The sequence below is a fragment of the Aulosira sp. FACHB-615 genome, assembly GCF_014698045.1.
GTDB lineage: Bacteria > Cyanobacteriota > Cyanobacteriia > Cyanobacteriales > Nostocaceae > Nostoc_B.
Map to the genome: position 1 here is coordinate 148,166 of NZ_JACJSE010000002.1, position 23,162 is coordinate 171,327.

Sequence of the window (23,162 nt, forward strand, 5' to 3'; positions counted from 1 at the left end):
ATAAAATGACTAAAGCATTATCAGATAAATCAAGAACAAACCAGTTACAGATATTACTGAAGCCAGAAGAGGTTGCTGAAAGACTTTTTCAGTATCTCTTTAATAAGAATATAGGAATTGAGAATTTTGTCCCTGATTATCAGGCTTCTGGGGATGAGTACTCTCAAGATGAAGACTCACAGAGTAATTTTTATAAGGAACAGCATAGATTTATTAAAAAACAAATCCAAAAACGGCTTTTGGAACATGGAGAAGAGAGGAAATATTCAGATGTTTATTACTTTATTTCATACGTTAATGGCAAAAAGAATGTGTTCTTTTTATCTCCAAATAAAAACCACTCTGGATGGCGACAGTTATTTAAAGATAATCAAGAAAGAATTTTAAATTTAGTTTTTAAGTTTTATCTTCTTTCTGAAAGTTTATCTATTGAGACTATGAATGGCTTTGAAGAATTACTTTTAGTCCATTCCAAGAATTTAACCAAATCAAAAGATGCTCTTTTAGTTTGGGGACAGAGTTTATTAATTAAATACAATCCACATAATATTCTAACGTTAACCTTATCTCGACAACACAGACGATTTTTACCAGAGGATAAGTACACTAACATAGATAGTGACGAGGATTGGTTAGTCCATAACAAGAAAAATTACTACTTTGAACGTAAGCGAGATGCTCGTCGCCAAAATTCTATTAATTTTATGGAATTTCCTAAAGATCAGCAAGATTTTGAGAAGTTCAAAAAAACTCAGGTTTATCATTATCACAATCTTATGACAAAGCTTGAGAGCTTTTTAAGTGAGTGTAATATTGAATTTCAACCTCTTCATTTTCAGGCTGATAATTACTTAGAAAACCCTTTTATCAAAAACCTAGAATCTGTAGAATCATTAGAGATTATTAACAATACTGGAATTGACCTGACTGAATCTGACAAACAATTTCTGAAAAATTTTCTGAAACATCAAGGAATATCTTCACTCACATTTTATAATTCTGGAAAAACCATTAGTACTTATGAACAAGTAGTTGAGAGTGAAGACGAGCCTTGTTGGAAAATTACTGAAGTTGTTACCTGGTCAGATATTAACCTTGATAAGAACCAAAATTATTTAGTTTTCAATAGAGATTTGGAAGAAGAAGCAGGTTCAATGGCTTATCAGGGAAATGATGGACTCTGGTATCCATCAGGAAAAATAGATGACAAAGATAAAGTAGATTTTTATTCACAGTTAAAGAGAAAGTTTAACTATTTGGATACAGGAAAGTTTTTTAGCATACAGGGCATAAATTTAAAACGATTTATACCTTTTGAATTAAAAGAATCTAAAATTGGTGAGAATATAGATCCTGATTGTTGTGTTCTGAATTATACAAGTTATAAAAAAATTGATGAAGATACCTTATCTCAGGATACACAGGCTTTTACAGATGGGAAATTTTTGGACATAGATAGTTTGATTTTGTGCTATTTAAAAGGTCAAGAGGATAGCGAACAATGGCAGAAGTTTTGCGATAAATATAAGATCAATGTTTCACCGGAATTTCAGAAGATTTTGATTGAATTGGGAATTAAGAACTGGATGAGGTCAAGTTTTGTAGATTCTAATTTTGGCTTGCCTATTACTCCTCAATCGTTTCCAGAAAAAAACTTTTTTACTATATATGTGCGTAGCCCACGATACAAGAAAGCTAAAGCAGTAGCAGTAGCAGTAGAGTTTTTATATAAAGATGGTTACATATATGTCAAAAATGTAATGCGCGATATAAAACAGATAGAAAAAGCATTTCCATTTTTAAGAAAGAAGAAAAACAATAAAGAAAAATTAATTGACGATCAACAATATTTTGTAGATGAGTCGGAGAAGTTATACATTAGTTGCTATACCGATGACTTTTATACACCAACTTTAATTGGGCGAAATGGTATCCTTGAAGACATGGAAAAGGGAAAATTAAAAATTAATCGAGGAATTAAAGATGAAGATAGTAGTAGATTATTCCCTTTGGTATCGTATTATAACGGTGAAATTAAACCCATTAAGCGAATACAAAATATGATATGTTTGGATTTGCAGAATCAAACCTTCATTCAGTATTATGTTCCGACTGCGAAAAGTCTTGATAGTAAATTAAAAAAAGGTTTTAGAGTTTATCACTTGATTGGAAGAACATATTCTCAAACAGAGATTTCTACATCTGAACTTATTGGACATCCAATCACAGCTTTACATTTTAGTACACTCACTCAAAATATTTTGAAGATAAGTGATAATAGCCAGTCATCTTTGCTACAAAAAGTGGCAAAGGTATTAATTGAAAATTGACAATAGGCTTACATCTGAGAAAATTTACCCTATTTCTGCTTAATTCATGCTTTTCCTCACCAATACAAAAATTGGGTGAATCATTTTACTCCTGCCCAAATAATCAAAGGTTGACCAACTTGTTTATAAAGCAAACTTTCTAAAATCACCCCATTATTGTTAGCAGTTAGAGATTTATTTGGTTGGCGCAGAGATTCATATAAGCCGTTGTACCAACCTTTTTCTGATTTGAGTTGAGAAAAGACAGTATCAGTTAAAGAACGGGTGTAATCAGTTTTGTAAAGTACGTGCCAGCCGATCGCAGCTTTGGCACTGAGAAAACGTAAATTATTATGTTGTGCTTGAGTATCGGTAATTGTCGCCCAAGGTTTACCGTTGACAAACAAGCTATTGTAAACAAAATATGGTGGACGATCTAAGTTATCTTCGGTTAGGGCGGTTAATTCTTGTGTGGCTTGATAACGCGCTGCTTGAGCCGCTAAGATTCTATCGGCATAAGCTTTTGGCAGTGCTTGGAATCCTGTTTCGATACCGTCTAGAATATATGGTTCGCTGAGGACGTAGTTATTTCCGCCGGAGTTGTTCGCATCCCGACGATCATAAGGAACACCTTGACCGTAAAGATTCACAAAAGCAGTATTCGACTGATAATCTAAGGCTTGTTTAACATCCAAACCCCAAAGCTTCAAACCATAAGCAGCATAATTTTCATAGCCCAAGCGACCTTCTTGGTTATACTGCTCTTTACCTTCAACAACAGATGTACCGTACATCTGACCATTTTTGGTGAGGCGCTTGACTTGCCAATGTTGCCACACCGCTTGTACAGGCGATCGCATTTTGGGATACTTAGCTTCCACAATCTTCAGCCAAATTGCCATTCTTCCCAAATCAATGGCTGACCAACCAATTTCTTCTGGTTTATCGAGTTGACCGTAATTAACAGGTATGAGAGTTTGAGCGTTGTAGACTTTGTTCGGCAGTTCACCTTTATATAAAGGTAAAGATGCCAGAGTCTGCAACATTTTGGTCATCTTCGTTTCAAATTCTGCGTTAGTAATAATGTTGAGTTCTTTGGCGCTAACCAAAGCTGCGATCGCAGCTGCTTGATCCCAAATCGTGACAGATGCAAAACCATCCACAGAATTAACTAAGCCGGTTTTCTCGTTCCAGTTTTTTTGGAAATATGACCAAGCTAAACGCGCCGCCGCCATCTCTGCTGCATCGAGTTTGCCTACTCCCGGCGCAATGTAAGGTGTTTTGCTTACAAGTTCACTGGCGGCGATTGGTGTTCCTGGTAAAACGGCGGAGTCAGCATCAAGTTTGGCGATTTTTTGGGCTTGTGGATCTACCTGATCTATGGGAGTAGCAGTTTGAGAGGCTGATACTTCGGGTGTTTGTGTCTTTTGGGAAAGACGACCAGACCAAAAATTTAACCCAGCGATCGCAATTATCGCTGTCACCACCCCTCCAACATAACTCAGGATAGATAAGCCTTTAGGTGGTGGTTGAAAATCAGAACTCATGTTAATCAAAGCCTTATAATGTAAATCATTTTTTAGTTATCTTCATAACAAGCTTATTTTTCCCAACGTTAGGGAATAACTCACAAATGTTAGTTGTAACCAACTGTTAGTTAAGAGTGTAAAATCACCTTTATGAAAGGTTTTTCGGGTTTATTAACTTATATAAATTTGTCTCACTTCGTGATCAAACACTGTTAGGACTAACGCTTATATATACGCAGGTAATATAAATAATCAGTATAAAAATTTGCGAATTTTCATTTAATTGAGTAGCTAAAAATACTGGTGATGGACAGTTAAAATTTGACACGGAACTGTCCGGTTAAAGAATTAGTACCATAGTCGCCTCCCGCCGTGTTTTGATTGCGAACATTACTAAAGCTGTAGTCTAGTTCAGCGTCTAGAATGGGCGAGAACTTAGTTGTACAGCGCCCACCGTAACCATAAGCATCGTCCAATTCACCATTTAATCGTTGTTGTCCTAAAGTGGCGAACAGCCGACAACGCAAAAAATCAGCAATCTCGCCTTCCCAAGCAACTTCAGCGTTGTATACCAAAAAATCTGGTGGAGAAAAATAGCCATTTGTGATTTCTGCATTGCGGCTATAACTCCAGTTAAATAAGTTAGCCGCCAGAGAAAATTGTCCCAACTTGCGTTCTAATCTGCTGAATGATTGAATTTCAAAATTCCCATCATTGTAGTTACCCAAGCGCAAAGAAGAAAACAAACTTGTGTATTTATCCATTTGCCAATATAAATCAGGGCCAAACCGCCAAGCTGTAATTTGATTTTCTAAGGTTTGAGCATTAAATTTATAGGGACTGTGGTCTACATTGCCTGATAATGTGACACCCGACAGTAATTTTCCCGTAGAAGAAACTTGAGGCGGCACTATTGGGAGTTCAAATTTAGCATTGAAATTGATGGCTGTGGGTAAGCGGTCAAAAAAATCAACTCCGGCTGTGGTGTGTAAAGTTGCGTCACCGATTTTTCCTTGCCAGCCAAGTTTTACAGGAATATTGCTAACTGATTCTATACCCGGTTGTTCAAATAAATTAAAACCAGTAGTCAAAAATATTTTATTGCCATTAGGCGATCGCCACTGCAAAGTCGGTTCAATAAATAAATTACTTTGCCCAAAGTTATCTGTATCATTGCGAAAATTAGTTTGAATGCCTTCTAAAACTACAGGCTTAGTTGGTTTCTCAGGTTTTGATGCTGGAGGTGGACTAGGTTTTTCTGGTGGTTTTATGACTGGTGGTTTGGGTAATGGTGGCGGTACTCGCAACCCCGGATTAAAATTTTCTGGTGCAGCAATTAAAATTGGTGCTTGATTGAATTGTTCCAGAAGTTTAATTTCCTGAATTTTTTGATTCTGAAAAAGCACAAAATCAATTGATTTTGAATTGCTTACTATTACTGGTAATGAACTCAAGTTTTGATGCAATTGAGCCGCTTGGGAATTTCCTCCAGATAAATTCCAAAAGCTCAATATTAAAACTACTTGCCATTGAACATATTGGTAATTCCCAATCCAACCCCAGTAAAAGTTATCCCGAAATCCCAAAATATAAGATTTAAATATATTGCTCATTTGTAATGACTACAATTTAAGACAAAAAAAGTTACAAAAAAATGCTTGAGCAACTCCTAAATTGCTGAGACTTGGCATTATGATGCCCAATAAAGTACTGCATCACTACACCTCCACACCCCTAAACCTCACAAGTGTAGATTTTTAACAGGGTGATGAGTAGCGACTCTAAAAATCACGATTTAATCAGAGTTCCATCCCCCTCACCCGGATTTCTCACCACACCTTTCAAAGCCTGTGCAGGGGAGCAGGGGAGAATGAAGGTACTCTCTCCCCTGCCCCTCCGCACCTCTGCCTCTCTGCCCCATCAAACGCCTGAAGCTTGTGAGAAATGCGGGTTCATACCCCCACACCCTAAATCAAGGTTTTTGGGGCATAACGTAAAAAACCTACACCCTTACACCCCTAAACCCTTAATTTCTTCAGCCCTGTTTGCAATACTTAATGTTCGATTAACTAACAATTAGATTTTCATGATATTGTGTTGTACAGCACATCTTTTCTGGATCTAGATGTGTAAACTGTATATGCTGACTCAGATTACTACATCAATTTGTGGTATAAGCTCAAGCGCCAAACAGCAGCATTACTAGTTTTGTCAAGCTCAAACAAGAGTAGACATACGAGCTTTGACCCATAAAAATTTACTAATTTATCGTAGCGTCAGATATTTGACTGACGTTACCCAAACAGCCTTTAGCTAGACGCATAGACAAGAAAAAGCAGATGAGCAAAACACGTAAGTTTCGTTTAGGTGCATTTATTCAAGCCACTGGACATCATGTTTCTGCATGGCGGCACCCCGATTCACAAGCAGATGCTGGGTTCAACTTTGAGCATTATAAAGAAATTACCCAGACCGCCGAACGTGGCTTGTTTGATGCAGTTTTTCTGGCAGATAGTCCAGGAGTCTGGGGTGGCTCTCCAGAGACTCAAAAACGCAATGGCAAACTAGTGCATTTCGAGCCAGTCACTTTGTTTTCGGCTTTGTCTGCTGTTACTCAAAATGTCGGCTTCATTGCTACTGCCTCCACTACCTACGAAGAACCCTACACCCTGGCACGTAAGTTTGCCTCACTAGACTACCTCAGTAATGGTCGGGCAGGCTGGAACGTAGTTACAACAGGTAATGAGAATGCTGCTGCGAATTTTGGTCTTGAGCATCATCCAGAACATAGCCAGCGTTATGAACGGGCGGAAGAATTTGTCGAAGTAGTCAAAGGACTGTGGGATAGCTGGGACGATGATGCCTTTATTCGTGACAGAGAATCAGGCATCTATTTTGATCCCGACAAGCTGCATATACTTAACCACAAAGGCAAGCACTTTGCCGTCAGAGGCCCGTTAAATGTTGGTCGTCCGCCGCAAGGTTATCCGGTAATTGTGCAAGCTGGAGCCTCGGAATCTGGACGGGACTTGGCAGCACGGACGGCTGAAGTCATCTTTACAGCCAATCAAACCTTAGCTGATGCCCAGGAATTTTACGCTGATGTCAAAGGTCGGTTAGCGAAATATGGGCGCTCTCCAGAGGATCTAAAAATCATGCCTGGAGCTTTCCCCATCATTGGCCGGACTGAAGCAGAAGCCCAAGAAAAATATGAGTTCCTGCAATCTTTAATTCATCCTGATGTTGCTTGGGGTATTTTAAAGACCTATTACAAAGGTGTTGATTTATCAAAATATTCTTTAGATGATTTAGCGCCTGAATTACCAAACGACACCAACAATAACAAGAGTCGTCTGAAGCTAGTAAAAGATTTAGCCACTCGTGGGACTCTCACACTCCGCCAGTTGTATCTGGCCTTGGCAACAGCAAGAGGCCATCGCACCATACTTGGTACCCCTGAAACCATTGCTGACCAACTAGAAGAATGGTTCAACAATGGGGCAGCAGATGGCTTTAATATTATGCCGCCAATACTACCTACAGGGTTGGATGACTTTGTTAACTTAGTCGTTCCTGTTCTCCAGAAACGCGGACTATTTCGGACTGAATACGAAGGTCGTACCCTGCGCGAAAATCTCGGTCTGCGTCGTCCAGTCAATGGTTTTGTTGCTAAACAACAGAATGAAAGATTGGTATTGGCATAAATCAAGCCGTGTGCAACTTTATCTCAAACCTAACCCCCAACCCCTTCCCTACAAGGGAAGGGGAATAAGATTCAAAGCCTCTCCCCGAAGCAGAGCTACCGTGTACACACAAATCCTCTGATCCCCCTAAATCCCCCTTAAAAAGGGGGACTTGAAGAAAATTCCCCCCTTAAAAAGGGGGGTTAGGGGGGATCAAAGTGCTACTAGGCAACTTGATAAGACTTGTGTGTACACCGTAGCTGAAGCGGAGAGAGGTTTGGAGAGGGGTTTCAAAGGTAAGTATCACGTTAAATCAGCTTTGGATCTCTGCACAACAAAAGTTTGTCGGAATGGCGTAAATCAATTTTTCACAGATGATGAAGCCACACCAGTTAAAGAGCTTTTTCTGTAGATCCCCGCCCTACAGAACATAAAAATTTTGTCATTGGTTAATTGTGGAGCAAAGACAAAGGACAAATGACCAATGACAAAGGATAACCCTACTGCGGATGCTCAGAAAACCTTTGATTTTTGAAGGAAAAAATATGGTTGAATATAGCAGATTAAAAACTTCTCCCTCTGCCGCAATCAGAGCCACCCTTGATTATCCGGTAATTGATACCGACGTTCATACTAATGATTTCACCCCGGCTTTTGAAGATTACATTGCTAAATACGGCGGGTCAAAGCTTGTAGACGAATTACGCAAGGCAGAATCTTCTCGGCTGAACTCTAAGAGTAACGGTAAAGACTGGTATCAACAAACTCCAGAAGAGCGTCAATACAATCGCACAATTCGATCGCCTTGGTGGGCGAGAGTTACTCGCAATACTCTAGACCTTGCTACTTACACTTTGCCTGCACTACTTTATGAACGCCAAGCAGAGCAAGGTTCAGACTATTCGGTATTGTTTCCCAATAATGTGCTTGCACCTGCTGGAGCCAGCCCAGAAAATCGCCAAGCACTACAACGGGCGGTCAATCACTACCACGCTGATATCTATCGCAAATATAGCGATCGCTTGACGGTGGTAGCTGGTATCCCAATGACTACTCCAAAAGAAGCCATCGAAGAGTTAGAGTTTGCTGTAAAAACCCTAGGTTTAAAAGTAGCAAATATTCCTGGTGGTGTGAAACGTCCAATTAAAGCGATCGCCGATAAATATCCCGCCGATCAATTCCCTGAAATCGCCAGATATGCTTCTTACATTGACTTTTTTGGATTAGATAGCGAATACGACTACGATCCATTCTGGGCTAAGGCTGTGGAATTGGGTGTGCCAATTACTACTCACTATGGTAGCCAAGGTTGGACGGGACGCTCTTCCATCAGTAATTACATGAACAACCACATCGGTCACTTTGCCGATGGTTCCCAAGCATTTGCTAAAGCGTTGTTCTTCGGCGGTGTTACCAGACGTTTCCCTCAGTTGCGCGTGGGGATGCTGGAAGGTGGTGCAGATTGGGGCGCTCACGTCTACATTCATTTGGTAGACCGTTTCTCCAAACGTAATATCAAAGCACTGCAAAACTACAATCCAGAGCTTACCAATGCAGATGAGTTGTTTGAGTTGTTTGAGCGTTTCGGTGGCGAAATTACTGAAGGATATTCCCTCAGCAAAGAAGAATTAACCAAGAGTGTACTTGGTTCTTCCTTCAGCCGTCATAGCCGTGCGCCAATTGGTAGCGAACTTGAAGACTTTGCTGCGGCTGGAATTGAAAACATTGAAGACATCCGCGATCGCTGGGTGAATAGCTTCTTCTTTGGTTCCGAATCTGACGATCGCACCATCGCCGCAGCATTCAACAACAAAGCTAATCCCTTGGGTGTGAAGATTAACGCCATCTATTCTTCTGACGTTGGTCACTGGGATGTACCCGACCTCACCTCACCATTGTCTGAAAGCTGGGATTTGGTGAAAGAAGGCGTAATTACTGAAGACGACTTCAAAGCTTACGTATTTAGTAATCCCTACAAGTTCTATACCGAAGCTAACCCTGATTTCTTCAAGGGTACAGCGATTGAATCCAAGGTAAATAGCTTTACTTCTCCACAAGTTGATCAAAAACTTGTCGTAGCTTAAATCTTTTGCTGAGAGGTTACGAGATCCCCGACTTCTTTAAGAAGTCGGGGATCTAACCACCAAACATACAAGGAAGGAATTATAACTATGGCTATTGAACGTCGCTCTGGTTTATTGCCTTATCTGTTCTCGGCTGTTGGGGAAGATGCCAACAAACCCGCGCCTTTAGTATTGTTTTTGCATGGCGCACGCGATCGCGGTAATGATTTAGATGTGCTGCTGAAATGGGGCTTACCTCGGTTTGTGAATGAATCAAGCTCTTTACCATACTTCTTTTTAGCGCCCCAACTTCCTGAAGGACAGACTTGGGTAGAGCGAGAATCAGATGTGATTGCTTTGTTAGATAATTTCATTGCTTCCCGGCCTATCGATGCTTCCCGTGTGATTATCTCTGGATTTAGCTTGGGAACTGCTGGGGCTTGGCATATCGCTGCTTCTCATCCTGGTCGCTTTGCTGGTTTGGTAGCGGTGTCTGGTCGCGTTCCTCAAACCTTAGAATCAAGCCAAATAGATGCACTCAAGGAAATTCCCATCCAAATATTCCAAGGTGCTAAGGATGAAAAACTCTCAATCGACGCTACACAGCAGGTTGTTGATACCTTACGGGGAGTGGGTGGCACAGTAGATTTTACTGTATTACCTGAAGGTGATCACTTTATCGCCGATGAAGTGTATACAGACTTGAAATTGCAAAATTGGCTAATTTCACAGAGCCGTCGTGCTTCTGTAGCTGTTTAAAGCAGAAATCATAGATTTGATGTGAAATCTTCAATACGGTTCAGATAAGAATAATTAACCGCAGATGGGTGCAGATATAGACGCGCAAGCGGCTTACCGCAGGCTACGCGGATGAATCAAGATTTCTAATTAACTGAATCGTATTTGCCCATACTCCAATACCGTTCATTTAAGCAGTTTTTCTTATCTAGGACTTACGCAAAAATTCCCACAAAGCTTAATTTATCGAACCGCCAAGTCGCCAAGAACGCCAAGAAATCTAGAGTCTGCGTAAGTCCTATTATCTTTGAGTCCTTTGTGTCCTTTGCGGTTCGTTAAAAAACTTTGCTTTCACAAAGGACTTAAGCCTTATCTAAACGGTATTTACCTATTCCCCAACTAAACCAACAACTATGACATTACCAACTACGAAACTTGGTCAAACTGGATTGACTGTTTCGCGCCTTGTTCTAGGTACAATGACCTTTGGCTTGCAGACGGATGAAGAAACTTCGATAAAAATCCTCGATACAGCCGCCGAGGCGGGAATCAATTTTTTAGATACAGCCGATGTTTATCCTTTAGGTGGTGGTTTAGCTACGGCTGGGCGTACCGAAGAAATTATTGGACGCTGGTTAAAAGGTAAGCGCGAACATTTTATTTTGGCTACCAAGGCTGTGGGCAAGGTTGGCCCTGCACCTTGGGATCAAGGAGCTTCACGCAAACATATTTTAGATGCGATCGATGCTTCCTTAAGACGACTGGGAACTGATTATGTTGACTTGTATCAACTGCATTCTGATGATGCGTCAACTCCCCTTGATGAAACACTAGAAGCATTAGATACAGTGGTGCGTGCTGGGAAAGTGCGCTACATTGGGGTTTCTAACTATTTAGCTTACCGTCTTGCCCGTGCTTTGGGTCGGGCTGATGTGCGGAATTTAACTCGCTTCGTCTCGATTCAACCCCGCTACAATTTGTTATTTAGAGAAATTGAGCGAGAACTATTACCTTTGGCGAAGGAAGAAGGACTGGGTGTAATTCCTTACAATCCTTTGGCGGGTGGTTTGTTAACAGGTAAACATAATTTTAATCAAGGCCCCACAGCCGGCACTCGTTTTACCTTGGGTACTGCGGCAGAACGTTATCAAGAGCGTTACTGGCGCGATCGCGAGTTCAATACTGTGGAAGAATTACGCACAGTGGCGGATCATGCTGGTTTATCTCTGACAACTTTAGCATTAGCTTGGGTTTTGGCGAATCCGATTATTACTGCTCCTATTATTGGCGCGAGTCGTCCCGAACAACTCAGTGACAGCCTCAAAGCTTTGGAAGTCACACTTGATGAAAATTTGAAACAAAAACTCGACGATATTACCGCCGAATACAGAAGAGGAGATTCGCTGCGTTAGTACGAGATAGGTAAGGCAAAAGGTAAAAATAAAAGCAGAATTATGGTTAACCGCCGTCGTTTTCTCAATGTTGCCACATCGGGTATATGTGGTTTTTCTATGGCATATATGTTGGGAAGTTGTAGTCAACAAACCCAACAGCAAGTAATCAAAACTGCCAATTTAGAAATTAAAACTAAAGTCCTCCGTATGGGCTATCAGAGTGCGGGGGATTTGGTACGAAATCGCCAAGTTTTAGAAAAACGCCTAGAACCATTGGGAATTAAGGTGGAATGGGCGCAGTTTGTCCAAGGGCCGCAACTGATGGAGGGAATGGCCGCAGGTAAAGTTGATGTGGGTTCTGTAGGAGAAACGCCGCCAATTTTTGCACAAGTCGCTGGTTCCAAATTGGTTTATGTTGTTGGTACACAAAGAACGCCAACAACAGGAACAAGTAGTGTGATTGCTGTACCACCAGAATCTTCTTTAACTAAATTTGAAGAAATTAAGGGACAGGAAGTATATTTTCAAAAAGGTTCAGCATCCCACTATTTTATTTTGAGAGCTTTACAATCTATTGGTTTGACTATCAAAGATATAAAAATCAGAAGTATACCGACTATCGAAGCACGGGCGGCTTTTTTAGAAGGGAGAATTCCGGTGTGGATGACTGGTGATCCCCATTATGCGATCGCCCAAAAACTCAACCGGATTCGTGTCCTCAGAGATTCTGTAGGTTTAGATTCTCCTGGTGGCTACTATATTGCAGATCGAAAATTTGCGGAAGAAAATCCTGGCTTACTCAAAATTATCATTGAGGAACTTCATGGTCTTGATAAATGGGCTGATGCAAATCGAGATGAAGTCAAAAAATTGATGATTACAGAACAAAAACTAGCACCAGATGTAGCCGATTTAGTAATGTCTCGCCGCACTTTCGCCGGACGCAGAGGTCTAAGTCCGTCTTTGATAGCAGAACAACAACGTGTAGCAGATTTATTTTTTGAATCAGGTGTCATACCCAAGAAAATCAACATTCAAGAAGCCTTACTTCCACCTGAGTTATATGCTGCTATCACACCATCAGAAATTATGGTTTAGTTTCTTGCACAGGACATGGCCACAAAGATTATCTGTGAAGATAGGGTGTAAGGGTGCAATGGTATGTAGGACTCATATTTGATTTATGAAAAAAATCAGTACACCCAGATCAGCCGTCTTTCCTACTCCCTACTCCCCATTCCCTACTCCCTACCTACATAACTAGATTCAGGAATCAAACCGTATTCCTATAGGGGTGTAAGTGTTTTGAAAACCTCCTCCTTTCTCTACAACCTGAATTTTTTGTTTTCTTGCATCAGTTTTTTTGTAGATAGTTATGGCCTTCTTTCAGCAATTGGACGGCGGATTTAGTCGTCCATTTTTATTCCGTCCATCAGTTTAAACAATGCTACGATATCGACTTTACATGACGAAAAAGATTAGAAAATCCAAATCTTTTCAACGTGCTGCGACTGCGCCAAATTTACCTGATACACCATTCAGATTTATTTGCTATTTTGTTAACCAGTTTCGCTGGTGGTATTTAGTAATGGTACTTTTGGAAATAATGCACGCAACTTGTGGCATTATGTTACCTTATGCCATTGGCGAAATTATTCGCAGTGTGACGCGATCGCCTAACAACAGTCAGCAAATTTTTGATGTTATTCGTCAACCTCTGATACTGTTCACAGCGTTGAGTGTGGGTGAAGTAATCTTTGGACGTGCGGCTGGACTTTTGCAAACGATTCTGCATCCCATCCACCGCCAGCACATCGTCAGATCCTTATATGCTTATTTGCAACATCATTCCCATCGTTACTTAAGTAGTAGTTTTGCTGGGGCTTTAGCACATCGCATCGGGGAAACTTCTCTGGGTGTTACCCAAACGATGCAAATGTTAATTACAGAATTTATGTCTGTGATTGTCGGGTATATTGTCGCCACAATCTTACTGTATCGCGCCTATCCTCCCTTAGCGGCGTTTGTTGGGATATGGGCAGTTTTGTTTATTACTATTTCCTTTTGGTTAGCGACTCGCTGTCGAATTTATTCTCGCAAAGCCGCCGCCGCCAGAAGTGAAACTACAGGCATTATTGTAGATGCAGTCACAAATCTCAGTAGTACTCGGCTGTTTGCGCGTTTGGGTTTTGAACGACGCTATTTAAATGAACAATTAAAGGGCGAACTCAAACAGGTAAGAAAATCTAACTGGTATTCTGAGCGAATTCGCTGGTTTCAGTTTATTTCAGCAGCGATTCTGAAAATTGGCACGCTGTATTATTCTCTCACCCTCTGGAGTCAAGGTGCGATCGCTGCGGCTGACTTTGTTGTCGCTACTAGTTTGTCATTGTTAATCATCAGTGAAGCACGTAATTTAAGCCGTCGCTTTCTGGAATTTTTTGAACATATCGGGAATATTGCCAATGGTGTGATGACAATTGTGCAACCCCATGAGTTGATTGATCGAGAACAAGCGATCGCTTGTTCCATCACCCAAGGTAAAATTGAGTTTCGCCAAGTTAATTTCAGCTACACAGAAGATAAGAAAGTATTCGATAATCTTTCCATCACTATTCAACCAGGTGAACGTGTCGGTTTGGTAGGTTTTTCTGGTTCTGGTAAATCTACCTTCGTGAATTTGATTTTGCGTTTATTCGATCCCCAGTCAGGACAAATTCTGATTGATGGGGTTGATATCCGTGATATGACGCAGGATGCTTTACACGGGCAAATCAGCTTGATTCCCCAAGATCCATCGCTGTTCCACCGCACATTGATAGAAAATATTCGTTATGGGCGATTGGATGCCAGTGATGAGGAAGTAGTTGAGGCTGCACGTAAAGCTTACGCCCACGATTTTATTAGCCAAATCAAGGAAGGCTACAATTCTTTGGTGGGTGAACGGGGTGTAAAATTATCGGGAGGACAAAGACAACGAATTGCGATCGCACGAGTCATCCTCAAAGATGCACCAATCCTAATTTTAGATGAAGCCACTTCCAGCCTTGATTCCATTACCGAAAAAGCCATTCAGGATACTCTAGACTTAGCAATGAATGGCAAAACCGTTATAGTCGTTGCTCATAGGCTGTCTACAATTGCCCACCTCGATCGCATTTTAGTCTTTGACCACGGTCGAATTGTCGAAGATGGTAGCCACGCCAAACTTTTAGCACGCGGCGGTGCTTACTATAGGTTATGGAAAATGCAAGCTGGTGGATTTCTCCCCGTAGAAGCGAACAACAAGAACCCATCAGATTTGCAAATTAAATCCTTGTGAATAAAAAGGATTCAGGAGTCAGACTGGTGTAGGTTAGGTGGAGGAACGTAACCCAACATTCACGCATACTTTGTTGGGTTACACTATCGCTATACCCAACCTCACTATTCTCTTAACTGAACTATTTATAACCCCCCTTATCCCCCCTCTCTCCCTTGTCTCCCTTGTCTCCCTTGTCTCCCCTCTCTCCCTTATCCAGCAAATATCCCCTGAATGCAGCGAAAAAACCTGCTAATCTTACATCAAGACTAGCAGGATTAGGGATTTTATCAATCGGAGCGGCGGGATTCGAACCCACGACCTCCACTACCCCAAAGTGGCGCGCTACCAAGCTGCGCTACGCCCCGGTCAGAATTATTATTGTATCGCAACGCTTGGGGAGAATCAAGGGTGAAGTTTAAAAAACTTGCAACATCCCAGCAGCTTGCAACAGACCAGGTATAGCAGAGGCATTCCATTTACCTTCTGCACAGCGTCCTGTATTTAGGATAAAGCGCAGATTGTATTCATGGGGATAACCTTCCACTTCCATCCATAATAAATCGCTTTCGGCCTCACAAGCAATTTTTTCTTCATCCATTAATTCTGCTGCGAGTTGTTTCATGGTTTCTGCTAACTGTGCTAACAAACGGCAAAATTCATTTAACTCAGCCTCGGTTAACTCAATCGCCCAATCATCTGTACCCACTAATCCTTTAAATTCAGGTGCATTAGGGTTCCAGCCAATACGCCAACCTACACCGCTTTTCATCAGACGTTCCATCTGCAAATTTTAGATTTTGGATTTGAGATTTTAGATTGTATCTTTTTTTGTCTGTGATGAGATTTGAGGGGCGATCGCTCTTTCACTACGGATATAATTTATCGGTTGTTGTAGGTAGAGACGTTGTACACAACGTCTCTACAAATATTTCAGCAAGTCGGGGGAAAAAATAAAACTATGTTTAAGAGAGGTTAATGAAACTAAAACCCTCTTCCCTTCTGCCTTCTCATGTCACTTTAAGAGTTCAGCACCGCCTGTTTGGGGTGGTTGGGGAGTGGTGGAAGTACTAGGGCGAGGTTTTTGGCGAATGTTCTGCGCGTTGGGGTTAAAAACATCGACTAATGTTTGGACTAAAGCATCTCGTTGATGGCGACTCAGGCGAGAAATGGCAGCGCGATCGCCCTCTATCGGATTCTCGCGTAATATATCATTACCGGGATAGGTAGCATCATACATAATTTCATTGGCTCCCAGGTAATCAGCCAATGTTAGCTTCCAGTCAAAGCGATAAATTGGCGATCGCTCTTTGACATAAATGTGATAACGTATCAGGCGACTAGCTAAGGTATTATTTTCCGCCTTTTTGCCAGTTTCTTTGTTGACGTACTGGTTTTCTTTCGGCAAGTCTGGTAATTGCTGATATACTAACTGCCAAACATCAGAAGGGCTAATTCTTTGAGCTAGAGCAGGCTGAATGCCAATAAAACTAGAGTGTTGTAGTTGACTTGTGCCTAAACTCACAACAAGTCCAACTACAACCAACGCCATAATTAATGCTGAATTAAACTTCACAACCATCAGTAGGATAATTGAGCAACGCAGAATTATAGCAGTTCTTACTTGCTTGTAATACAGTTGGAACCCCGCCCCGCATTTGCTGACGCAAACGCTCCCCTCCCCGCTTGCGGAGAGAAGTTGCGTGCGGGGGTTCCCCCCGTTGAGCAAACTTCGGGGGAGGGGTTGGGGGTGGGGTTGAAATGTACCTCATCCAACCGAGAACCGCTATATTCTTCTTGTACCATCAGCTATAAGTGCATTAAAACCCGCGCAGGCAGTCACTGAGCTTGCCGAAGTGCGGGTTTTGTTCGTGTAGCCGCGACTTTAGTCGTTAGGCTGGACTAATTTTACATTTCACCGATAATTTCTGGCTGAGTTAGTTCATCAGACATTTCGATGATTGCCCGTAAAACAGGTTTCATCAGAATATCTTCAGAGCTTTCAAAATCTTCATAACGCCGACGCTTGGCACGATTTGCCACCTGAACCGTGATGCGGTAGCGATTCGAGGCTGCACTAATTAAATCCTCGGCGCGGTGCATAATCTGAGATTGGGTTGTCTCGAACTTGGAACGCTTGAGCATAGTTAATGGTTCTTGGGGACATTCCCCAGTTTAGCAGTCCTAGACAAGATACGGCTTATACATCAGCCAATCGTCATTTAAGCTGCATCATATTCATATTCATAAAAGCTGCAAACCCTCTTCCTGCTCCCCTGCTGTCTCAATATGCTTGTTTATATGCTGAACCTGGATTTCTCACAAGAGAGAAATCCAGGGGTGTGGGAGGATGGTGAAGAAATCTTTCCCCCCACACTCCCCACATCCCCTACGTGAGAAATTCGGGTTAACAACTAATTTTCCGCTACCTCTCCGTTGATAGAGGTTAATAGTTTTGTATCAATTTATAACTAAATTTGTCAGACTATCTTGATATCGTAATGGCTAACATTTGGGAAACTGCTGTCAAAGCAGGCAATTTTAACACTTTAGTAAAAGCGGCTGAGGCTGCAAAAATTATACACACTCTGCAAAGTTCTGATTTTTTTACACTGTTTGCACCCACAGATGAAGCTTTTGCCAAGCTACCAAAGGGAACTTTAGAAGAACTACTGCAAGATACTGCCAAACTGAGGAAAATTGTCGCCTATCATGTCACTTATGGCGATGTGAGGTCAGATGACTTAGTACAAATCGCAGAAGCTGAAACCCTGGAAGGATCTGTGTTAGCAATTGAGTCTACTAACGGGGATATCACAGTGAATGATGCTCATATCCTGCAAACCGATATTTTGGCAGACAATGGTGTAATTCACGTTATTGATGCAGTTCTCATCCCGGCGATGGTGGCTGGACATTGAAAAATTAAGGCGTAAACCGCCTCAGAATTCATTCCGAGTCTCATAGCGCAAGTCGTCTGAAGATGACTCAACTAAAAATGTCTGACAGTCCACTTAAGTGGACTTTGGCCCGGATTTCTCACCACACCTTTCAAAGCCTGTGCAGGGGAGCAGGGGAGCAGGGGAGAATGAAGGTACTCTCTCCCCTGCCCCTCCGCACCTCTGCCCCATCAAACGCCTGAAGCTTGTGAGAAATGCGGGTTTGGCTATAAGCCTGAAACTTTAGTTCTAGGCGGGATGTGGTTGAGGATGAAAATTTTTGTGCGTCAGTCCTAAAGCTGTTTGATTGATCGCATTTACCAGTGGGAATCATAACAAAAATTCCCTACGGTAAAGATAAAATGGCTTACCAAAATATCACCGCCTCCCTTTCTCCAGAAGATATCCAAGAAATTAAAGCCGCCTTTGCAACCATTCAAGCAAAGTTGCCGTTTCTCGTCACCCTCAGCGCCGAGGAACGACGCAAGTTATTTAAAATGGGCGATAAAAGACTATCTTTTGTCAACACTAGCCTAATTGCTGCCCAGTCGAACCGCGATATTTTACCAGCGAGTTTTGATTTAGAAGAATTTGTCCGGGATTATCAATTAGCTACCAACCTCACCGAACTGTTAATTGGACTGCGACAACTCACAGAACAAGTAGATGATACCCTAATGGCAGTTGGTAGCGAAGCCATGAGTAGTAGTTTGACTGTTTATGATTACGTCAAGACTGCGGCTAAGAAAACTCCAGGGTTAAAAACCATTGCTGAACAGATGGGCGAAAAGTTTAAAGCTATTAAAAGTAAACCTGCTAAAGCTGCATCTGATTCTTAAAGGATTTTTTAAAAGTCTTTAGAGATGTAGCCAAACATTTTAGATCCCCCTAAATCCCCCTTAAAAAAGGGGGACTTTAACTCCAGTCCCCCCCTTTTGAAGGGGGGCTAGGGGGGATCAAAATGCTAGTAAACAACTTGATAAGTCTTGTGTGTACACCGTAGTTTTCAAGGGAATCAAAATGGTGAATTTAATTTTATTTCACACATTTTCAAGGAGTTGAAAGATATAAACTGTCTTAAAGATGATAAAAAACCTTAACAGTAGCGATTTCTATTTACCTTACAATCCAAAGCTTGTAGAAAGAGCAAAAGAACTTCGCAAAAACATGACTCCAGCAGAAAAAAAGCTGTGGTGTGATTATTTAAGGAATTTTCAATTTCGGGTCTTAAGGCAACGACCAATTCATCATTTTATAGTTGATTTTTACTGTCCTACTTTACAAGTAGTAATTGAAATTGATGGGGATAGCCATTTTACAGATGAAGCTCAAGACTATGACAGAGAAAGAACAAGAATTTTAGAAGGGTATGGTTTAAAGATTATTAGGTTTACAAATAGTCAAGTTTTAAATCACTTTGAGAGCGTGTGTGAGCATATACAGGGTTTGATCCCCCCTAACCCCCCTTAAAAAGGGGGGAATAAGATTTAAAGTCCCCCTTTTGAAGGGGGATTTAGGGGGATCTAAATGTTTGCCTACCAACAAACAGGCTTTTAAAACAGCCTCTGACAATTGGAAAACGAGATGTATCTTTTAACGAATGAACCTCTGAGCATGGACGATAAACCTTTGAGGTTAGTGAATGAACCTCTGAGGTTAGCGCGTAAACCGTTGAGCATTGGCGATGAACCTCAGAACATCAGCAATGAACCTCGGAGGTTAGCGAGTAAACCTCTGAGCATTAACAATTAACCTTTGAGGTTAGCAAATGAATCTCAGAACATTGGCGATGAACCTTTGAGCTTCTTTAATTAACCTTTAATCATCATCAGTAAGTATTAAAGTGTTTCAATCAGGAATTACAGATTGCAAGACTGATATTATACCGATAGCCGCGTGTAATCTGCTGCCTTGCCCCAAATTATGCTCACTACACCCCGCCACGCTCAGAAGCTTTCGCTGTTTTTCCTTTTCTGCTTCACCTTACTGTTAACTTTCTGCCTCTCCCTACCTTGGGTAAGTGCGAAAGAACAGCCCAAACCCAAGCCGGAAGCATGGCAAATTAACGGTATAGTCGCCGCCCTTGATGATGGACATGACCAAGTTAAGAAACTGGCTTTTGACCAATTAGCAGAATATGAGGAACAAGATTTAAAAACAATACTTAAGAAACAGGCGGAAATTGCCCAAAAAGCCTCTAATATTCTCAAGGATGAAAAAGTTAACTCAGATGTTCGTGGCAGTGCTGCAAAAGCATTAAGCAAGTTAGGACAGGTGGCAATTACCTACATCCCTGACATGGCCAAAATCATCAAAAATGAAAAAGAAGACCCTTCTGTTCGTAGTAGTGCCGCAGAGGCATTAGGTAACTTGGGGCAGGTAGGAATTACCTACATCTCTGACATTGCCAAAATCATCAAAAATGAAAAGGAAGATTCATCTGTTCGCAGTAGTACGGCAGAGGCATTGGGCAATCTGGGTCAGGCAGGAATTAACTACATCCCTGACCTCCTTAATATTCTTAAAGATGAAAAAGAAGACCCTTCTGTTCGTGGCCGTGTAGCAGTTGCATTAACCAAGTTTAAACCAACAACAGTTAACTACATTCCTGACATCCTCAATTTCCTCAAAGAGGAAAAAGTATCCCTATATATTCGTCGCTGGGCAGCAACAGCGTTAGGTAATCTAGGGCAGGCAGGAGCTAAATACATCCCTGACCTCCTTAATATTCTTAAAGATGAAAAAGAAGACAAAATTGTTCGTGGCGGAGTAGCATCAGCGTTAGGTAATTTGAAGCAGGATTCAACTAACTATATCCCCGACTTGGCTAACATCCTCGAAGATGAAAAGATAGACAAATATGTTCGTGGCAGAGTAGCAGCAGCATTAGGGAACCTAGGGCAAGCGGCAGGCAACTATATCCCTGACATTGTTAAAATCCTTAAAGATGAACAGCTTCCTTCAGATGTTCGTGAAGGTGCAGTAGAAGCATTGGGGAACCTGGGACAGTCTGTTGATAATTACGTTCCTGATATCGCTGACATTCTCAAAAATGAAAAGCTTCCCTTTAATTTACGTAGCAGTGCAGTAGAAGCATTAGGCCATTTAGGGCAGGAAGCGGCTAACTACATTCCTGACATCCTCAATTTCCTTCAGAATGAAAGGATACCTTCATATATTCGTAGCGATGCGGCAGAGGCATTAGCAAACCTGGGTCAACCAGCAGCTAATTACATCCCTGAGATCCTTAACTTCATCAAGAATGAAAAGGTAGACCCATCTGTTCGTGGCAGTGTAGCAGTTGCATTAGGAAAGATTAGAAAATTAGAGTTAAATCAGGTTCTCGTAATTTTAAATAATTGTTATGAACTTGGTTCTTCAGAATATTTCAATTTGCGTTTTTTAACATATTTCCTGAGTGGTGGCGATGATAAAGTAAAAACTTTGCTGCAATGGCTTGGCTCTCCTCAAGTCATTCCTGAAATACGCACGCACGATGAAGGTGTTAAAATTCTCAACTTATTTCTGGAAGTTTGGAATAAAGGTCAAGGACTAGAACGTTTACGCAACGACTTAGCCAAACAAATTTCCGAAGTTGCCGCGAATAAAGGCGTGACTTGGAAATTACAAGATATTAGTTTACTGCAAAGTCATTACAACAACCTTAAACAAGCCAACTCCACTCATGCTAATGCAGTACAGTCAGCAATAGATCAGCTGGAAGTGTGGCGCTGGTTTGTCCGCAGCAGAAACACCATCCTCACTCACGCCGCCTTCTGGCTGGCCCTGATCTTTGCCTACCCCAAATTCCCCCAAGTCCAAGCCATCTTCTTCTGGAACCCGTGGGTACGCCGCATCTTAGGCGTGGGTTACGTCGGCTTTCTCCTCACCTGGGTTCCCTTTTTCCGCCGCAAATTATTTGAACCCTTCAAACCTTCCCTCCTCGCCGATGCCGGGTTAGATAACTTTCAAGAGCAATCATACTTCCCCCAGTCTCAAGTCAAAGTTCCTTCCGGCGACATCTTCCCTGTTACCGCCGCCCTTCCCAGCATCAAAGGGCAAGTTATCTTACAAGGTGATTCCGGCTTAGGCAAGTCGATGTTTCTCCGCCATTTGTTAACAAACTCCCAGCGCATCGTTGTTTATCTCCCCGCCCAAAAATGTCATAAAGGTGTAATCGAAGCCATTCAAGACAAGCTGCACGGGCAAGCCCAAGATGCGGACTTCCTGAAAAACTTGATTTACAGTGGTGCAATTGACATCTGCATTGACGGACTCAACGAAGTTACCGCCGAAACACGGGCGAAAATCTGCCAGTTTGTCGAAAGCTATTTCCGGGGCAACATTATTATGACTACCCAGCCCCTAGAGTGGACACCACCCTCAACCGCCAAAACCTATTACTTACAACCCCTGGAACAAACCCAAATTCAAGAGTTTTTGCTTTCCCGTCAGCCGCGACTCCCCAAAGATGCCACAGTCCAAGGTCAAGATTACGAAATAGCCTGCATTAATTACCTACAAGAAGTCCTCAGCACCCAGCAACCCCAAGAAGAATTAAACGCCGCCCGCCGCATTCTCTCCAACTCAATGGATTTAACTGTAGTGGCGTTGATGTTATCCCAAGGCAAACATCCCAACTTATTCCGCCTGCAAGAACAGCAATACAACCTAATAGCAGCAGAATACCTGAAGGAATGGAATCAAGAATTTCCTTTGAAGAAATTCGCCGCCGCCGTCTACGAAATGCGGATGCAAGATAAACAAGCCTTACCCGCCGATGAATTTTTCCAAGTTGTGAAATCTTTAGAAGACGAGAAATATAAAATGGTCGTCAGCCGTCAATGGCAAGATGAAAAAGGGGAAGCCAAGCAAGAATGGTACTTCCGCCACGATAAAATCATGGACTTTTTCTTAGTGCAGAATTTCCTGGGCAACAGCGATGAAGCGGAAGTACTGTTAGTAGATAGAATGGGCGATCCCCGTTTTCGTGGGGTGTACTTCTTGTTAGCCACCTTACTCCCGTTAGATGCAGCGAAGGAACTGCGGGAGAAGTTGATTCAATACGCGGCGGATACTAAGGATAATACGGTGAGTAATACTTTCGTGCAGTTGTTACGGACTCGATAAGCATATAAGCTATTAAGCACCTAATTTGCAGTGTAGACCACATGGGAGTAGGGGAGAGAATTTTTAACATCACCCC

17 protein-coding genes and 1 tRNA gene are annotated in these 23,162 nt (G+C 41.8%); 12 read left to right on the plus strand and 6 right to left on the minus strand.

Annotated elements, in window-relative coordinates:
* Nucleotides 1–5: 5 nt before the first annotated feature.
* Nucleotides 6–2,330 (plus strand): hypothetical protein, encoded by a 2,325-nt coding sequence (locus tag H6G77_RS03020; RefSeq protein WP_199331366.1) that lies wholly within the window; start codon nt 6–8, stop codon nt 2,328–2,330.
* Between the two features lie 80 nt (nt 2,331–2,410).
* Here H6G77_RS03020 and H6G77_RS03025 read toward each other — a convergent pair whose 3' ends face one another.
* Together H6G77_RS03025 and H6G77_RS03030 are read right to left on the minus strand one after the other, a co-directional pair.
* Complete coding sequence (locus H6G77_RS03025; protein ID WP_190591735.1) at nt 2,411–3,856, minus strand: DUF3131 domain-containing protein; 1,446 nt, start codon at nt 3,854–3,856, stop codon at nt 2,411–2,413.
* A 296-nt stretch (nt 3,857–4,152) separates the two neighbouring features.
* On the minus strand, nt 4,153–5,451 hold the full coding sequence (locus H6G77_RS03030) for a hypothetical protein (protein WP_199331367.1): 1,299 nt from the start codon (nt 5,449–5,451) through the stop codon (nt 4,153–4,155).
* Nucleotides 5,452–6,177: 726 nt separating this feature from the next.
* Here H6G77_RS03030 and H6G77_RS03035 point away from each other — a divergent pair.
* The 7 genes from H6G77_RS03035 to H6G77_RS03065 all read left to right on the plus strand — a co-directional run bounded on the left by H6G77_RS03035 (nt 6,178) and on the right by H6G77_RS03065 (nt 15,038).
* The gene (locus tag H6G77_RS03035; protein WP_190870796.1) at nt 6,178–7,542 is read left to right on the plus strand and encodes an LLM class flavin-dependent oxidoreductase; all 1,365 of its coding nucleotides are present in this window, start codon (nt 6,178–6,180) and stop codon (nt 7,540–7,542) included.
* Nucleotides 7,543–7,768: 226 nt separating this feature from the next.
* Complete coding sequence (locus H6G77_RS03040; RefSeq protein WP_190591738.1) at nt 7,769–7,933, plus strand: hypothetical protein; 165 nt, start codon at nt 7,769–7,771, stop codon at nt 7,931–7,933.
* A gap of 133 nt (nt 7,934–8,066) precedes the next feature.
* Nucleotides 8,067–9,605, plus strand: a complete 1,539-nt coding sequence (locus tag H6G77_RS03045; RefSeq protein WP_190870797.1) for an amidohydrolase family protein — start codon at nt 8,067–8,069, stop codon at nt 9,603–9,605.
* An 87-nt stretch (nt 9,606–9,692) separates the two neighbouring features.
* On the plus strand, nt 9,693–10,343 hold the full coding sequence (locus H6G77_RS03050; RefSeq protein WP_190670909.1) for a dienelactone hydrolase family protein: 651 nt from the start codon (nt 9,693–9,695) through the stop codon (nt 10,341–10,343).
* A gap of 392 nt (nt 10,344–10,735) precedes the next feature.
* Nucleotides 10,736–11,734, plus strand: a complete 999-nt coding sequence (locus H6G77_RS03055; protein ID WP_190591741.1) for an aldo/keto reductase — start codon at nt 10,736–10,738, stop codon at nt 11,732–11,734.
* Between the two features lie 42 nt (nt 11,735–11,776).
* Entirely contained in the window at nt 11,777–12,814 is a 1,038-nt protein-coding gene (locus tag H6G77_RS03060; RefSeq protein ID WP_190591742.1) for an ABC transporter substrate-binding protein, read from the plus strand.
* 367 nt (nt 12,815–13,181) lie between these two features.
* Nucleotides 13,182–15,038, plus strand: a complete 1,857-nt coding sequence (locus H6G77_RS03065; protein WP_190591779.1) for an ABC transporter ATP-binding protein — start codon at nt 13,182–13,184, stop codon at nt 15,036–15,038.
* A 273-nt stretch (nt 15,039–15,311) separates the two neighbouring features.
* On the opposite strand, the gene H6G77_RS03070 is transcribed toward H6G77_RS03065, so the two are convergent.
* The 4 genes from H6G77_RS03070 to H6G77_RS03085 all read right to left on the minus strand — a co-directional run bounded on the left by H6G77_RS03070 (nt 15,312) and on the right by H6G77_RS03085 (nt 17,162).
* Nucleotides 15,312–15,385: transfer RNA gene (locus H6G77_RS03070), tRNA-Pro, on the minus strand.
* Nucleotides 15,386–15,435: 50 nt separating this feature from the next.
* Nucleotides 15,436–15,801, minus strand: coding sequence for a DUF1818 family protein (locus tag H6G77_RS03075; protein WP_190591743.1), 366 nt, complete (start codon nt 15,799–15,801; stop codon nt 15,436–15,438).
* 231 nt (nt 15,802–16,032) lie between these two features.
* Complete coding sequence (locus H6G77_RS03080) at nt 16,033–16,599, minus strand: hypothetical protein (protein WP_190870798.1); 567 nt, start codon at nt 16,597–16,599, stop codon at nt 16,033–16,035.
* Nucleotides 16,600–16,925: 326 nt separating this feature from the next.
* The gene (locus H6G77_RS03085; RefSeq protein ID WP_190591744.1) at nt 16,926–17,162 is read right to left on the minus strand and encodes a DNA-directed RNA polymerase subunit omega; all 237 of its coding nucleotides are present in this window, start codon (nt 17,160–17,162) and stop codon (nt 16,926–16,928) included.
* Between the two features lie 356 nt (nt 17,163–17,518).
* Between H6G77_RS03085 and H6G77_RS03090 the strand changes: the two genes are divergently transcribed.
* From H6G77_RS03090 to H6G77_RS03105, 4 genes are all read left to right on the plus strand, one after another.
* A complete protein-coding gene (locus H6G77_RS03090) occupies nt 17,519–17,938 on the plus strand; it encodes a fasciclin domain-containing protein (RefSeq protein WP_190670913.1) in 420 nt (139 codons plus the stop codon).
* Between the two features lie 380 nt (nt 17,939–18,318).
* Nucleotides 18,319–18,795, plus strand: coding sequence for a hypothetical protein (locus H6G77_RS03095; protein WP_190870972.1), 477 nt, complete (start codon nt 18,319–18,321; stop codon nt 18,793–18,795).
* A gap of 244 nt (nt 18,796–19,039) precedes the next feature.
* Nucleotides 19,040–19,426 carry an endonuclease domain-containing protein gene (locus H6G77_RS03100; protein ID WP_190870799.1) on the plus strand — a complete coding sequence of 129 codons (387 nt, stop codon included), beginning with the start codon at nt 19,040–19,042 and terminating at the stop codon, nt 19,424–19,426.
* A 453-nt stretch (nt 19,427–19,879) separates the two neighbouring features.
* On the plus strand, nt 19,880–23,086 hold the full coding sequence (locus tag H6G77_RS03105; protein WP_190870800.1) for a HEAT repeat domain-containing protein: 3,207 nt from the start codon (nt 19,880–19,882) through the stop codon (nt 23,084–23,086).
* Nucleotides 23,087–23,162 lie beyond the last annotated feature (76 nt).